This window comes from Glycomyces sp. TRM65418, from assembly GCF_019710475.1.
In the GTDB taxonomy this organism is placed as follows: domain Bacteria; phylum Actinomycetota; class Actinomycetes; order Mycobacteriales; family Micromonosporaceae; genus Glycomyces.
The window spans coordinates 13,526-28,598 of the sequence record NZ_JAJFAX010000006.1 but is presented as its reverse complement, the minus strand read 5'-3'; the positions used below and the strand labels follow the sequence as shown (position 1 = coordinate 28,598).

The 15,073-nt window shown below is 71.1% G+C and carries 12 protein-coding genes; 4 read left to right on the top strand and 8 right to left on the bottom strand.

All coding sequences use genetic code 11. The features are described 5' to 3' along the window. Positions 1-49: 49 nt before the first annotated feature. Together K3N28_RS14445 and K3N28_RS14440 are read right to left on the bottom strand one after the other, a co-directional pair. The gene (locus tag K3N28_RS14445) at positions 50-1,066 is read right to left on the bottom strand and encodes a GNAT family N-acetyltransferase (RefSeq protein WP_228093251.1); all 1,017 of its coding nucleotides are present in this window, start codon (positions 1,064-1,066) and stop codon (positions 50-52) included. Positions 1,067-1,070: 4 nt separating this feature from the next. Further along, positions 1,071-2,093, bottom strand: a complete 1,023-nt coding sequence (locus K3N28_RS14440) for a GNAT family N-acetyltransferase (protein ID WP_228093250.1) — start codon at positions 2,091-2,093, stop codon at positions 1,071-1,073. A 160-nt stretch (positions 2,094-2,253) separates the two neighbouring features. Here K3N28_RS14440 and K3N28_RS14435 point away from each other — a divergent pair, with 160 nt between their 5' ends. Continuing rightward, on the top strand, positions 2,254-2,862 hold the full coding sequence (locus K3N28_RS14435) for a SigE family RNA polymerase sigma factor (RefSeq protein WP_228093249.1): 609 nt from the start codon (positions 2,254-2,256) through the stop codon (positions 2,860-2,862). Then, complete coding sequence (locus tag K3N28_RS14430; RefSeq protein ID WP_228093248.1) at positions 2,855-4,045, top strand: hypothetical protein; 1,191 nt, start codon at positions 2,855-2,857, stop codon at positions 4,043-4,045. Before K3N28_RS14435 ends, K3N28_RS14430 begins: the two co-directional genes overlap by 8 nt. A gap of 65 nt (positions 4,046-4,110) precedes the next feature. Here the strand turns inward: K3N28_RS14430 and K3N28_RS14425 are convergent, their stop codons facing one another. The 3 genes from K3N28_RS14425 to K3N28_RS14415 all read right to left on the bottom strand — a co-directional run bounded on the left by K3N28_RS14425 (position 4,111) and on the right by K3N28_RS14415 (position 6,913). After that, positions 4,111-4,314, bottom strand: a complete 204-nt coding sequence (locus K3N28_RS14425) for a cold-shock protein (protein WP_228093247.1) — start codon at positions 4,312-4,314, stop codon at positions 4,111-4,113. Positions 4,315-4,574: 260 nt separating this feature from the next. Next, positions 4,575-6,503, bottom strand: coding sequence for an ABC transporter ATP-binding protein (locus tag K3N28_RS14420; RefSeq protein ID WP_228093246.1), 1,929 nt, complete (start codon positions 6,501-6,503; stop codon positions 4,575-4,577). A gap of 143 nt (positions 6,504-6,646) precedes the next feature. Further along, positions 6,647-6,913 carry a helix-turn-helix domain-containing protein gene (locus K3N28_RS14415; protein ID WP_228093245.1) on the bottom strand — a complete coding sequence of 89 codons (267 nt, stop codon included), beginning with the start codon at positions 6,911-6,913 and terminating at the stop codon, positions 6,647-6,649. A 104-nt stretch (positions 6,914-7,017) separates the two neighbouring features. Between K3N28_RS14415 and K3N28_RS14410 the strand changes: the two genes are divergently transcribed. Continuing rightward, on the top strand, positions 7,018-8,244 hold the full coding sequence (locus K3N28_RS14410) for a hypothetical protein (protein ID WP_228093244.1): 1,227 nt from the start codon (positions 7,018-7,020) through the stop codon (positions 8,242-8,244). 24 nt (positions 8,245-8,268) lie between these two features. Here K3N28_RS14410 and K3N28_RS14405 read toward each other — a convergent pair whose 3' ends face one another. Then, a complete protein-coding gene (locus K3N28_RS14405) occupies positions 8,269-9,888 on the bottom strand; it encodes an ABC-F family ATP-binding cassette domain-containing protein (protein WP_228093243.1) in 1,620 nt (539 codons plus the stop codon). A 378-nt stretch (positions 9,889-10,266) separates the two neighbouring features. Here K3N28_RS14405 and K3N28_RS14400 point away from each other — a divergent pair, with 378 nt between their 5' ends. After that, positions 10,267-10,998: a M23 family metallopeptidase gene (locus K3N28_RS14400; RefSeq protein WP_228093242.1), complete on the top strand. Its 732-nt coding sequence runs from the start codon at positions 10,267-10,269 to the stop codon at positions 10,996-10,998. A gap of 98 nt (positions 10,999-11,096) precedes the next feature. On the opposite strand, the gene K3N28_RS14395 is transcribed toward K3N28_RS14400, so the two are convergent. Continuing rightward, positions 11,097-12,089, bottom strand: a complete 993-nt coding sequence (locus K3N28_RS14395; RefSeq protein WP_228093241.1) for a LacI family DNA-binding transcriptional regulator — start codon at positions 12,087-12,089, stop codon at positions 11,097-11,099. Beyond that, the gene (locus K3N28_RS14390) at positions 12,089-14,932 is read right to left on the bottom strand and encodes a glycoside hydrolase family 3 protein (protein WP_228093240.1); all 2,844 of its coding nucleotides are present in this window, start codon (positions 14,930-14,932) and stop codon (positions 12,089-12,091) included. Before K3N28_RS14390 ends, K3N28_RS14395 begins: the two co-directional genes overlap by 1 nt. Between the last annotated feature and the right edge of the window lie 141 nt (positions 14,933-15,073).

Sequence of the window (15,073 nt, the reverse complement as noted above, 5' to 3'; positions counted from 1 at the left end):
ACGCGCCCGATGCCCGTTCCGGGCCGGCGCGCCCGGCCCGGAACGGGGGTCAGGCCTCGATCCTGCGCTTGTAGCAGACGCGGGCGTCGACGGGCCGGTAGCCGAGCAGGTCGTTGATGGCGACCATGTGGGCGTTGGTGTCGGCGTTGCCGGCCCACACGTGCGTCACGTGCCCGAAGTGCTCGCGCAGCCGGCGGAGGTTCGCGAGCTTGACGAGCAGGCCGAGCCGGTGCCCCCGGTGGGCCGGGTCCACGATCGTGATGCCCTGGCCGACGTGGGCCTCGCCTTCGTGCGCGGCGATGACCGTGTGGGCCACGACGTCGCCGCCGCCCTTGGGGACGGCGATCGTGCGGATCATGGCGTTGCCGACGGCCGCCGCGCCGGCCTCGGCCGCGCGGACGGACTCGGCATCGACCGTGCGGGGATGCAGCTCGACGTCGCCGAGCGGGATCTCCGCGAAGATCATCGAGTTGAGCCGGGCCAGCCCTTCGAGGTACGCCTCGGGGCAGCGGCCGATCCAGGAGACCGGCTCGTAGTCCTCGGCGGCGGCCGCGGCCTCGCGCCACAGGCGTTCCTCGGTCTCGGGATCGATCGCGTCGAGCCGGAGGCTGCGGTCCACTTCGGTGAGCGCGGCGGTGAACCCGTGCCGCTCGAGGAACCGCACCCCGGCGTCGGGGCGGGCGGGGCCGTCGTTCCACTGGATGCGGGCGAGGACGACCACCTCCCTGCGGGACTGCTCGCGGGCGAGCGCCAGGAGCCGGTCGAGCAGGGCCGTGCCGACGCCGCGGCGGCGGTGGTCCGGATGGACGATCAGGTCCGCCTCGACGTAGTGGTCGTTCTCCTTGCCGGGCAGGGAGAGCCACAGGGCCCCGAGCAGCGTGCCGTCCTCGGAGGCGGTGTAGCAGCGGTATGCCGTGTCCGGCGGCGGGTTCGTCATCATCCCGGTGAAGACGCGCTCGGGAACGGGTGCGAGCTCAGGGGTCTCGGTGGCGCGGACGAGCTCGAACAGGCCGCGGACGCGCAGGAGGGCCTCCCGGTCGTCGGCGTGGACGCGGTGGAGCTCCAAGGGGTCAGCCTTCGAGTTTCTTGTGGTACTCGACTCGAGCATCCACTGTGGTGTACCCCATCAGTTCGTTGATGGCGATCATCGGGGCGTTGACGTCGGCGTTGTCGGTCCAGATGTATTCGAGGCGCGGGAAGCGCTCGCGCAGCAGACGGAGGTTCGCGAGCTTGAGCAGCAGGCCGAGGCGGTGACCGCGATGGGCCGGGTCGACGATCGTGATGCCCTGGAAGCCGTCGCGGTCGACGCCCTCGTCGACGGCGACCTCGGTCCAGGCCCTGACCTCGCCGGTGGCGCGCTCGACGGCGACGGAGACGACCCAGGTGCGGCCCTCGGCGGTGTACACGGCCTCCTTGGCGCGGAGTTTCTCGGCGTCCATCCGCTCGGGCTCGGCTTCGACGTCGCCCAGAGGGATCTCGGCCAGGATCATGGTCTCCATGCGGCACATGGTGTCCACGAGGTCCTCGGGAACCGGGCCGACCCATTGGCGCACTTCGTAGGCGTCGCCGGCCTTCGCCAGCGCCTCCTCGTAGCGTCGCCGCTCCTCGTCGGCGCCGAGCGGGTCGATCGGGCTGCGGCGGTTGACGCTGGTGAGCGAGAGCCTGTAGCCGCGCGCCTCAAGAGTCCGGGCGGGGGCCGCGTCGCGCTCGGGACCGCCCTCCCAGTACGCCGGGACGTCGGTGAGGAGCGAGGTGCGGCCGTGCTCGGCGCAGAAGCGCTCGGCCTGCCCGAGGAGGAGGTCTTCGGCGCCGCGGCCGCGGTGGTCGGGGTGGACGTGGAGCTCGAACCTGGACAGGTGGAGGTTGTCGTCGGTGGAGAAGTTGATCCGGATGTAGCCCAGGGCGAGGCCGTCCTCGACGGCGGCGAACCAGTACCGTTCCCGCCCGGGCATGACGTGGGTGAACAGGGTTCTGAAGAACCGCTCGGGGACGGCCGGATTCTCGGGGGTGTCGGCGTGGTGCGCCGCGGTGGCGATGGCGAACGCCCGATCGATCAGATCGGTGTCGCCGGCCTTGAATTCGATGATTTCCACGGCCTCAGTGTGACCGGTGTGCCTCGGAGGCTCAACGGGGTTTCGGACCCTCCGCCGTTCAGTCGGCGACGAATGGCCGTTCGGGGGAGGCGCGGCGGGGTCCGGAGAACCGTCTAGGAAGATGTCCCCCACCGACACCCTCCGATAGAACGGACCCACCGTGAGCGGATCGACGGACACGTCAGGGACGCCGCCCGAGCCTTCCCCGCCGAGGTCGCCGACGAGCCAGAGCGAGTTCGAGGACTTCGTCAAGGCCAGGTCCACGGCGCTGTACGCCTCGGCGTACCTGCTCACGGGCGACCGGGGGTTCGCCGAGGACCTCGTGCAGGACGCCTTGGCGCGCACCTGGCGCGCCTGGAAGCGGCTCCACCTGACCGCGAACGCCGAGGCCTACACGCGGCGCACCATGTACCACCTGCACGTGAGCAGCTGGCGGCGGACGAAGGTGGCGGAGATCGCGACCGAGCACCTGCCCGAGCGGCCCGGCGGCGAGCCCGACACCGCGCTGCGCGTGGCCGTCCACGCGGCGCTGCTGTCGCTGCCCGCGAAGCAGCGCGCCGCGATCGTGCTGCGGTACTTCGAGGACCAGACCGAGACCGCGGCGGCGGCGATCCTCGACTGCCCGGTCACGACCGTGCGGGCGCGGGTGCAGCGGGGCCTGCGGCGGCTGCGGACCCGGTTCCCCGAGCTGGTGCTCGGCGACCCGGGGACACCCGTCTCCCGCTGGGAGATGGAGTTCCAGCACGTGAGAGGAGAGGCCAATGCCTGACTCGATCCGCGAGCTGCTGCAAGGCATCGCAGGCGACGAGTCCGCTCCTTCGGGGGACCTGGCGGCCGGCGCGTACCGGCGCGCCCGCCGGATCGGCAGGCGCCGATTCATGGCCGCGGCGATCGGCGCGACCATCGGGCTGACGTTCGCGAGCGTGACGACAGCGGCCCTGGTGGACCCGAACGGCGTCGAGGAGGCGCCGCCCGCGACCGGAACGACCGCGGTCGAACTCCCGACCGGTGCGACGACCGCCGAGGACGTCGAGACGGCCCCGACGGAGGAGCACAGCGAGGGGGAAGGCTGCGCTCCCGCCGCCTGGAACGGTTGGGGCTCTTCGAATTCGATGGCCGACATGGACGCGCTGCCGAAGACGCTCTACTTCGAGGTCACGGGCTTCTTCGAGGTCACGGAGGAGACCGACGGGCCGCCGGTCATCATACGCTCGTACGGCGACGAGTCGGTGGCCGTACTCCAAGGGGGCCCCGCGTACGTGCTCGCGCCCGACGGCGACCGCTATGCGGTTCCGAACGAGGGCGTTTGCGCAGGCGCCCTGGGGACGCTCAGCGGCGAGGGGACCGAGGTTCTGGGCTTCTCCCCCCAGCCCTGCGAGCCGTCCTGGTCCCCCGACTCGGACCGGATCGTCCTGAACCTGCCCGACGAGGAGACCGACGGCGCCTACCTGCTCGACGTCGCCACCGGCGAGACGTCGGGCGTGCCGGCCGAGGTCGACTGCTCGCCTCGGTGGTCGGCCGACGGCGAGTACCTCGTCAGCAGTGACGGCGGCGTCGCGATGCGCCCCGACGGCAGCGGTCGGGTCGAACTCGAAGGCGCCGGCGCCTGGACCGGGGAGGAGGGATTCGTCGGGTTGTCGTCGATCTCGGCGGACCTGAGCCGCGCCTGCCTGGAGTTCGCGGACGACACGGCCGCAGGCCGGGCTCCCGGGCCGGCGGTCCGCTGCGACCGCTACGTGGACACCGCGACCGGCGCGGAGCTGGCGTTTCCAGTCGACGTCGAGAAGCCGCAGATCGTGTTCCTGCCGGAGGGCTCGATGATCGTCTGCGACGATCGCCATGACGCGATCGCGCTGACCTTGGTGGATCCGGTAGGCGTGATCCGGGCCGAGCGAACCCTGCCGAGGTACGGTTCGGGAGGGACGGTCCTGCGGGGCTATTTCACCGACTGAACCCGGGGAGCACAAAAGCCGCTGTCCTTCGCGGGAAGGGCAGCGGCTTCGCTTTCAGGGGGCTCTTAGAGCGCGCGCAGGTTAGCGGCCTGCGGGCCCTTCTGACCCTGCTCGACTTCGAACTCGACCCGCTGGTTCTCCTCCAGGGAGCGGTAGCCGTTCCCGGTGATCGCGGTGAAGTGGACGAAGATGTCCGGACCGTTGTCATCGGGAGCGATGAAACCGAAGCCCTTGTCGGAGTTGAACCACTTGACGGTGCCTTGCGCCATTACTGCATTTCCTTGCGATGTTGATGTTCAGGCCCGCCGACCTGCTCGTTCCAGGGGTGTCCTTGGTGAACAGCTCGGCGTTCCGGCCTGAGGTGTGCCGCCATTGCTGGCGCTTCACCACTCCGGTGAATATCGGAGTGGCCTCTGGACCCTACAGTACCGCCTCCTGGCTGAAAACTGGCAGTGCAAAATCTTCTTCACATATGGGAATTCGGGCAGGGGCACCGCTGTTCGGGACGGCGCTGGACGCCCCAGGTCGCTCAGTTGACGGGAGAGAGCGCCTCGTCGTCCGAGTCGCTGCGCTCGTCGCCGGCGAGCGTCCCGCTCCGCTCCTCGAACTGCGTCCGGTACAACTCGGCGTAGAGGCCGCCGCGGCCCACCAGGTCGGCGTGAGTGCCGGACTCGGCGACCCGGCCGTCCTCCAGGACCACGATCTTGTCGGCGCGCCGCACCGTCGAGAGGCGGTGGGCGATCACCAGGGAGGTGCGGCCTTCGAGGGCCGTGTCGAGGGCCCGCTGCACGGCCGCCTCGGACCCGGAGTCGAGGTGCGCTGTCGCCTCGTCGAGGATCACGATCGGCGGGGCCTTGAGCAGGACCCGCGCGATGGCCAGGCGCTGCTTCTCGCCGCCGGAGAAGCGGTAGCCGCGCTCGCCGACGACCGTGTCGAGCCCGGATTCGAGGCGGCGCACCGTGTCGCCGATCTGCGCCCGGTCCAGGGCCTCCCAGATCTCCTCGTCCGTGGCCTCGGGCCGCGAGTAGCGCAGGTTCTCGCGCACGGTGTCGTGGAACAGGTGCGCGTCCTGGGTGACCATGCCGATGCGCGCGGCCAGCGAGGCGGCCTTGAGCTCGCGCACGTCGACGCCGCCGACCTCGACCGCGCCGCCCGTCACGTCGTACAGGCGCGGCACGAGGGTCGCGGTGGTGGTCTTCCCGGCGCCCGAGTGCCCGACGAGGGCCACCAGCTCCCCCGGCTCGACCGTGAAGGAGACCCCGGACAGGATCTGGCGGCCGTTGTCGGACCGGTCGGGCCGGGCCAGGTCCTCCAGGCTCGCCAAGGAGATCTCGTCGGCGCCCGGGTAGCGGAAGTCGACGTCGCGGAAGGCGATCGAAGCGGACCCCTCCGGCAGTTCGCGGGCGTCCTCCGACTCGCGGATGAGCGGCTTGAGGTCGAGGACCTCGAAGACCCGCTGGAAGCTGACGAGGGCGCTCATGACGTCGACTCGGACGTTCGACAGGGCGGTCAGCGGCCCGTAGAGGCGCGTGAGCAGCAGCGCGAGCGTCACGACGGTGCCGGCGTCGAGCTGCCCGGCGAAGACGAGCGCCCCGCCCAGCCCGTAGGCGAGGGCCTGCGAGAGGCCGGCCACGAGCGTGAGCGCGACGATGAACGTGCGGGCGTACATCGCGGTCGTGATGCCGATGCCGCGGACCCGGTCGGCCTTGTCCGCGAACTCGGCGGACTCGGTCTCGGGGCGGCCGAAGAGCTTCACGAGCATCGCGCCGCCCACGTTGAACCGCTCGGCCATCTGCGTGTTCATCGCGGCGTTGAGGTCGAAGCTCTCCTTGGTGAGCACCGCGAGCTTGCGGCCGACCCACTTGGCGGGCACCAGGAACACCGGGACCAGCACGAGCGAGAGCAGCGTGATCTGCCAGGACTGGAAGAACATCACGCCGATGATGAGCGCGACGGCGATGCCGTTCGAGACGAGTCCCGAGAGCGTGCTCGTGAAGGCCCGCTGCGCGCCCATGACGTCGTTGTTGAGCCGCGAGACCAGCGCGCCGGTCTGCGAGCGGGTGAAGAACGCCACGGGCATCGACTGGACGTGGTTGAAGACCGCCCGCCGCAGGTCGAAGATGATGCCCTCGCCGAGCTTCGCGCCGTACCAGCGCATCGCGAGGTTCAGGACTCCCTCGACCGCGGCGAGGCCCGCGATGACCGCCGCGAGGGTGACGACGCCGCGCTGGGTGCCGCCGGGAGCGGTCAGCTCGTTGACGATGTCGCCCGCGAGGACCGGGGTGGCGACCCCGATGGCCGCGATGAGCGTGACGAGTCCGAGGAAGAACCCGATGTCGCGGGAGTACGGCCGCGCGAAGCGCAGGATGCGCCGCTTCACGCCGCGGGAGAGTGTGACGCCTTTGAGGTCGTCCGCGCGCCGCATGGAGCGCATGGCCTCCCACCCGGCAGGTCCCATCGATGACACTGGGCCTCCTGTGTCGAGATGCCCAAGTGCGTTCGTCGGCCTCGCTCGTCGGCTGCCTGCGGCGTCTCGGAGGGGCGGGCTTGGGCTGTAGCTGCTGTCAATAGTCAGCTCGTCAACGCCCGACCCGTGCGCTTTTATTTCCGGGGACGGCCGCGGGCCCCGCCTCTGGTGCGGAAGTCGACGCCGGCTTCGGCGAGGAGGCGGTGCACGAAGCCGTAGGAGCGCCCTATCGCGGAGGCGATGTCGCGGATGCTCCGGCCTTGCTCGTACTCGGCGGTCACGTATGCGGTGAGCTCCCGGCGCTCGTCGCCTCGCACCTGCCGATTCGGATCGGTCCTGGCGGCCTGCGTCGGGTGAGGGTTCGGGGCGACGCCGCTGCGGGGTGGAACCTCTGGTGCCATGTGTCCTTTCCTACGCACGGAGGGTGATGAAGGTGTGTTGTGAAGTTTGCCGGAGTTTCCTCGCCCGGCGGTCGCTTGTGTCGGATACCCGATAGTTTCGTAACGTGACCGCACCGCAGACCTCATTCACCGAACGGGTGGACGCCCTCGCCCCGGCCCGGCGGCGCCTGAGCCCGTCGCGCGACATCGTCATCTGGCTGTCCGTCGCGGTGGCGACGCTGACCCTCGCGTCGGTCGCGGTGGAGACGTCCGAAGTGGTCGGACCGACGACGCTGCCCTGGTGGCCCGCGCAGAACCTGTCGCTGCACGTCACGGCCGGAATGGTGGTCGCGCCGCTGACGGCGGCGGGCGTGCTGGCGGTGGCCTCGCGGCCGGCGGCGGCGCGCATGTCGTGGAACACGCTGCTGGTGCTGTCCTATCTGGCCTCGATCACGTGGTCGGCGGCGCTGCACACCAATGTGGCCCCGACGACGATGTCCACGGCGACCGCCGGGGCACGGGGGGCCACCGCGCTCCTGGTGTCGTACACCGGTTCCGAAGCGGGCCTGGCGATCACCGTCGTCGCGGTGTCGTGCCTGACGGTGCCGCTGACGCTCGTCGCGGTGAAGTCGGTGTCGGGTCCGGTGGCGGCGCGCGCGCTCGCGCCCGTGCTCATCCTGGGGCCGTGGGCGGCCTGGTCGACGCTGGGCATCGACGGCGTCGCCGCGGCGGCGTGCGCGGCGGTGCTCGCGTGCGGCGCGGTCGTCTCGGAGCGGCGGGTGAAGGGCTCGGACGCGTTCTGGGGCGCGGCCGCCACAGGCGGACTGCTCGGGGCCGCGGCGCTGCTGTCGTACGGGGCGGCGTGGTTCGCGGTCTCGCTGCTGTGCCTGTACTTCGCGCGGCGGCGGCCGACGCTGATCCTGGTCTCGGCGTGGGCCGCCCTGGCCGTGCTGGCGGTGGCGGCGGCGTTCGGGAACTCGTGGCCGCACGGTCTGGTCGACACGTACGACGCGGCGATCGGCGAGATCGCGGCGCACCCCGGCCAGCTGTGGTGGCTCGCCCTGATGCCGGCGCTGGTGTTCGTCGCGTGCGGCCCGGCGGCGGTGGAGAGCCTGCGGCGCTTCGGATCGAGCTCGGCGTGGCCCTTGATGATCGGCCCGCTGCTGGCGCTGATGATCGCACCGCTGAGCGGCTCGAACCCCGAACGGCCCGAGTACGGCTGGATCGCCTTGTGCCCTTGGCTCATCGTCGCCGTCACCGCGAGAGGCGACCGGAAGCGGTCGGTGCGGGCGCCGCTGGCGGCCACGGCGGCGGGCGCCTGCGCGGCGATCGTCCTCATGTACTCGGGCTGAGCACGGCCTCCGGCCGCCGACCGCTCACGCGAGCTCGACGAGCTCCATCAGCTCGTCGGACCACAGGTCCTCGTCGCCGTCGGGGAGCAGGATCGCGCGCTCGGGGCGGAGTGCCTCCACCGCGCCCGGGTCGTGCGTGACCATCACGATCGCGCCGCTGAAACCGTCGACGGCGTCGAGCACCTGCTGGCGGCTCGCCGGGTCGAGGTTGTTCGTCGGCTCGTCGAGCAGCAGCACGTTCGCTCCCGAGCAGACCAGGCTGGCGAGCGCCAGACGGGTCTTCTCGCCGCCCGAGAGGACGTGCACGGGCTTGTGCACGTCGTCGCCGGGGAACAGGAACGCGCCGAGGATCTTGCGCAGCTCCGAGTCCGGCAGGTCCGCGCCCGATGCCGACGCGGAGGACTGCATCTGCTCCAGGACCGTGCCGGTGTGGTCGAGCGTGTCGTGCTCCTGCGCGAAGTAGCCGATGCGGAGCCCGTGGCCGGGCACCACTTCCCCGGTGTCGGGTTCGATGCTCCCGGCGAGCATCCGCAGCAGCGTGGTCTTGCCCGCGCCGTTGAGACCGAGGATGACCACGCGGGAGCCGCGGTCGATGGCGAGGTCGACGCCGGTGAAGATCTCCAGCGAGCCGTACGACTTCGACAGGCCCGTGGCCGTCAACGGGACCTTGCCGCACGGGGCGGGCTGCGGGAGCCGCACGTCGGCGACCTTCTCCTGCAGCAGATCCTCGTCGAGGTTGTCGAGCATCTCCTCGGCGCGGCGCAGCATGCCCTTGGCGGCCTTGGCCTTCGTGGCCTTCGCGCCGAGCTTGGCGGCCTGCTTGGTGAGGCTGGCGGCCTTCTTCTCGGCGTTCGCCCGCTCGCGGCGGCGGCGCTCGGCGTCCTCGGCGCGCTGGCGCTGGTAGGCCTTCCAGCCGAGGTTGTAGGCGTCGATCACCGAGCGGGTCGGGTCGAGGAACCACACCTTGTTGACCACTTCGTCGAGCAGGTCGACGTCGTGCGTGATGAGGACGAGGCCGCCCTTGTGCCCGGCGAGGAAGCCGCGGAGCCAGTTGATGGAGTCGGCGTCGAGGTGGTTGGTGGGCTCGTCGAGCAGGAGGATGCCGTCGCCGTCGTCGGCGAAGAGGATCCGGGCGAGTTCGACGCGGCGGCGCTGGCCGCCCGAGAGGGTCGCCAGCGGCTGCGCGAGGATGCGGTCTTCGAGGCCCAGGTTGGAGCAGATGCGGGCGGCCGTCGACTCGGCGGCGTACCCGCCGCGGGCCGAGAACTGCTCTTCGAGCCGGGAGTAGCGGCGCACGAGCTTGTCGCGATGCGCGTCGTCGGCGACCTCGGCGAGTTCGGCCTCGGTCTTGGCGAGGTCGGACAGGAGCTGGTCGAGGCCGCGGGCCGAGAGGACCCGGTTCGAGGCGGTCTGCGTGAGGTCGGCGAAGCGCGGGTCCTGCGGGAGGTAGCCGAACGGGCTGGAGCACTCGACCTTGCCGCTGTAGGGCTGAGTGAGCCCTGCGAGGACGTTCATGGTGGTGGTCTTGCCGGCGCCGTTGCGTCCGACGAGGCCGATCCTGTCGCCGGGCTGGATCCGCAGATCGGCCCCGGACAGGAGGATGCGCGACCCGGCGCGCAGCTCGAGACCGGTAGCGGTGATCATGGGGCACTCCTTCAGGCGATGTCGGGGCCGGAACGGCCGCAGACTTGCCAAGTTTAGGCCGCGTCGTACGTCACGGAGCTACCGATATAACCGGGAACACCTTTTGCGCGCGCGTGATCACTGACAGTGAAGAGGCTCCTCCTTTCGGAGGAGGCGCGGTTGCCCCGGGGTCTCGACCTGACCTGCGAGAGGACCAGTTCGGGCGTTGTTTCCGCAGGTCTCGGACCGATTGTCGGGATCGGGTCGGGTAGGTTTCCCCGCGCTATGGGCAAACATCACGACACCTGCGAATCCGCAGGCCGCGAACTGACCAGCCGCCGGCTCCGCGCCATTGTCAGGCGCCGACGCATCCGTCGCGAACGTCACAGTTGGCGTTGGGTGAACGGGGGCCTCGCCGCCGCGATCCTCGTCGGCGCCGGACTCGCCACGATCTCCGGCCAGACCGCCGCCGCGCAGATCGCCGAATCCGCGTCGGAGCAGCACGAGACCGTGGTGCAGGCCGACTGGCCGGTGGACACGGTGCTCGCCGACATGGCGGAGGAGTACGCCGCCGAAGAGGCCGCCCGCCTGGAGGCCGAGGCCGCGGCCGCCGCGGAGGAGGAGGCGAAGGCGGCGGAGACCGAACGGAAGGCCGCCGAGGCCGCCGCGAAGGCCGCTGAAGAGCAGGCCGCCGCCGAAGAGGCCGCGCGGATCGCCGCGGAGGAGGCGGCCGAGGCCGCCAAGCCGTGGACCGCGCCGTCGGACGCGCCGATCACCTCGTACTACGGGATGCGCAACGGCTCGATGCACGGCGGCACCGACTTCGGCGACGACCAGGGCGACGAGATCTGGTCCGTCGGCGCGGGCACCGTGACGTACGTCGGGTTCGAGGCGGGCGGCTACGGCAACGTGGTCTTCGTCGACCACGGGAACGGCGTCGAGACCCGCTACGCCCACGCCTCCGAGGTGCTCGTGAACGTCGGCGACGAGGTCGCCAAGGGCGAGACGATCATCCTCGCCGGCACCACCGGCAACTCGACCGGACCGCACCTGCACTTCGAGGTCCTGGTCAGGGGCGAGAAGGTCGACTCCCTCGCGTGGCTCGAAGAGCAGGGCGTCGCCGTCGGCTAGCGCCCCTTGAAGACCGCACTCCTCACAAATGAAGAGACAACTGGAGAAGCGAACGGCGGCCCCGGGCTCTCATCTCCCCGGGGCCGCCGTTCCGCCGTCTAGCGCAGGGTCAGCTGCGGTTCGATCAAGGTCGCGTCGGCGACTTCGAGGCCGTCGAGCTTGCGCATCAGGTGGCGGACCGCCGTCTCCGCCAGCGTCTCGGCCGGGACGAGGACGGACGGGAGCTGGGGGTGGACCCGCTCCGCGATCTCGTCGGGGCCGATGACGACCACTTGGAAATCCTCCCCCACGCGCTTGCCCGCGTCGGAGAGGGCGTGCATGACGTGGCCGACCGCCGGTTCGTTGTGGACCGCGAGGCCCGTGAGGTCGGGCTTGGAGGTCAGGAGCTCCTTCACGGTGCGCTGCACGGCCACCGCGTCGTCGGGGCAGGGCCAGACCTCGCCGCGCGGGCCGGACCGGCCCAGGAAGCCCTCCCGCACCCGCTCGGCGAAGCCGGTGCGGCGCTCGTACACCGCCTCCGACGCGCCGAGGAGCGCGATGTCCTCGCAGCCGCGCTCGATCAGGTAGTCGGCGCAGACCCTGCCGGCCGCCGTGAAGTCGAGGTCCACACAGGTCAGTCCCTCGGCGTCCGCGGGGAAGCCGATGAGAACGCTCGGGAGTCCCAGGCGCCGCAGGGTCTCCACGCGCGGATCCTGGACCTCCACGTCCATGAGGATGAGGCCGTCCACGATCGCCGAGGCCGCCATGCGGGCCAGCCCCGAGGGGCCTTCGTCGGCGGTCATCAGGAGCACGTCCTGGTCGTGGCGGCGCGCCTCGGTGACCGCGCCGGAGGCGAACTGCATGAGCACCGGCAGGTGCATGCCGTCGCGCAGCGGCAGCATCATCGCGATGACCCCCGCGCGCCGGGAGGCGAGCGAGCGCGCCCCGGCGTGCGGGTGGTAGCCCAGGTCGGCCACGGCCTGCATGACGCGGTCGGCCGTCTCGGGGGAGATCGAGCGCTTCCCGCTCAGGACGTAGGACACGGTGCTGGCCGCCACGCCGGCGCGAGCCGCGACGTCGGCGATGGTGACACCGCGTCCGGGGCCGGGCATCAGGCCGGCCCGAACGCGAGCGACGCCAGGCGGACCGGGCCGGACTCGAAGGTCACGTACAGGTCCTTGACGCCCTCGACGCGACCGAGTTCGACCGTGACGTCGACGTAGTCGTAAACGCCGCCGGTGGTCGGGGTGTCGATCTTGGCGAGCACGTCCCCGTCGAGCGGGTCGTCCACGCGCAGCGTGAGCTGCGAGGCCTGTCCGGCGACGCGAGCGGTGACGGTGGTGGGGCCGGCCGCGCCGCGCCCGCGGTCGGCGGAGCCGAAATCGCAGTCGCCGAGCATGATCCAGCCGTCGGCCTCTTCGGCGGCGATCACGTCGCCGGAGGTGCGGCTCTCGTCGCGCCACACCACGCCGGAGTACGCGTCGTTCGCAGTGGCCTCCAGCGGCCGCGACAGGTCGCGCGGGCCGACGACCTCGCCGTCGATGCGCACCGACGCCGAGAGCACGATGTCCGTCGCGGAGCGGCCGACCATGAGGCGCTGCCGGCTCTTCTCGCAGACCATGCGCCCGGTGACGTTGTCCCAGTGGGCCAGGTCGTCCACGGGGACCGTGAAGGCGACCGTGCGGGTCTCGCCCGCGGCGAGGCGGAGCTTCTCGAAGGCGCGCAGCTGGCGCAGGGGCTGCTTGACGCGCGAGCCGCACTGGTGCGAGTAGAGCTGCACGACCTCGACGCCGTCGCGGTCACCGGTGTTGGTGACCTCCACGGTGACCTCGAGGTCGTCGCCGGGCCGGGCCTGCTCGCGGTCGACGGTCAGGTTCGCGTACTTGAACTCGGCGTAGGACAGGCCGTGGCCGAACGGGTAGAGCGGCTGGCCGAGGTAGTACAGGTACGTCGCGTCGGAGGCCACGATGTCGTAGTCGAGCAGCGCGGGCAGTTCGGCGGCGTCGGTGTACCACGTCTGCGGGAGGCGGCCCTCGGCGTCGCGGTCGCCGTAGAGGACGTCGGCGAGGGCGTTGCCCCATTCCTGTCCGCCGTGGCCGGACCACACCACCGCGGGCACGTGCTTGGCGGCCCAGTTGGCGGCGTACGGGTACGAGGCGGACATGACCAGAATGATATTCGGGTTCGCGGCGTGGACGTCGCGGAGGAGCCACTCCTGGGCGTCGGGGAGCCTGAGGTCCGTGCGGTCCTCGGTCTCGCGGCCGTTCACGAGCGGGTGGTCGCCGAGGACGGCGACGACGACGTCGGCCTCACGGGCGAGCTCGGCGGCGACCGTGCGGGCCTTGACGACGAACTCGAAGTCGAACTCGGCGGCCTCGGTGAAGTCGTCGGTCAGCACGACGCGGCCGTCCGCGATGGAGAACCAGCGGCCCGTCTCGGCGCCCTCGGCCTTGTGGATCTGCTGGACGGCGACCTTGCCGCCCTCGACCTCGACGATCTTGAAGGTCTCGTGCACGTCGAACTCGTGCGGGCCGACCGAGTCGGCGCCGACGGTGCCGTCGGCGCGGCCGTCGACGTACTTCCCCGTGGCGACGTTGCGGGCCGTGTAGGACCAGCCGCCCCAGTCGAACAGGTCGAACTGCGCGTCCGCGCCCTGGGCGTCGGTGAGCGTGAGCTCGGCGCCGTCGGCGCTCGCGGTGACGTAGCCGCGCTTGTGGCGCAGCCGGATCCGGTCGACGCCCTCGCAGTAGACGACCTCGGCTCGTTCGGCGAGCGCCTGGCGCGCGGTGACGGCGTACGGCAGCGTGCCGGAGTACCAGTCCTGCATCTGGGTGTCGGCGAGCGGGCCGATGACGGCGATCTTCTCAGGGGCCTTCAGGGGAAGGATCCCGTCGTTCTTGAGCAGCGTGATCGACTGGGTCGCCGCCTCGCGGGCGAGGGCCTGGTGCTCGGGCGAGTTGACGACCTCGCGGCCGATGTGCGCGTAGGCGTCCTCGGGGTCGAATTCACCGAGTCCGAAGCGCACGTAGAGGTTGCGCCGCACGGCGGTGTCGATGTCGGCCTCCTCGAGCAGGCCGCGGTCGATGGCGGCGGCGAGGTGGGCGAGGACCTCGTCGGGGCGGTCGTCGTCCTGGGTGAAGGAGTCGAGCCCGGCCTTGACGGCGGCGGCGTAGGCCGTGGGGAGGTCCTCGAAGTAACCCTGGAGCTGCGCGAGGTTGTTGGGCGCGTAGGCGTCCGAGACGATGAAGACCTCGTCGGCGGTCCAGGTCCGCAGCTCGGTGTTCACCAGCGGCGTCACGTGCGCGGGGCGGCCGTTGACGAGGTTGTAGGAGAGCATGACGGCGACCGCGTCGCCGCTCGCCAGTGCCGGGCGGTGGGCGGCGAACTCGTATTCGCGGAGCACGCGCGGGGGCATGTTCGAGGACGTGACGCAGCGGTCGGCCTCGTTGCCGTAGGCGAGGAAGTGCTTGACGGTGGGCGCGGTCTTCCAGGTGGTGCCGTCGTCGCCCTTGAGGCCGCGGGCGTAGGCGGCGCCCATGACGCCGGTCATCCACGCGTCCTCGGAGTAGCCCTCCTCGTTGCGGCCCCAGCGGGGGTCGCGCAGCGGGTTGACGGTGGGGGCCCAAACGTTGCGGCCGACCTTCACCGGGTCCTCGTGGTTGAAGGCGAGCACCTCGTCGGCCACGGCCGCGCCGACCTGCTCCACGAGTTCGGGGTTCCAGGTGGCGCCGAGCGCGACGACCTGCGGGAAGACGGTGGCCTCGCCGAGCCAGGCGAGCCCGTGGAGGGCTTCGGTGCCGGTCTTGAAGGGACCCATGCCGAGCCGCTCGACGGGCCGGTGGTACTGGTGCAGCAGCCCGATCTTCTCGTCCAGCGTGAGACGGGAGAGGAGGTCGGCGATGCGCTCCTCGCGAGAGAGGCGGGGGTCGCGGAAGGCGGGACGCGGGTCAGACATGTGGGACTTCCTTGCTGGACTTCGCTGTCGCTGGCTTGTCGAAGCGCTTCGATGACGTGGGCGGCCCTGCGGCGCCGTTTTTTCAGTGAAGAAGCTTGTCGAAGCGCTTCGATTGAGGAATGCAAGATTTCTACACCCCCA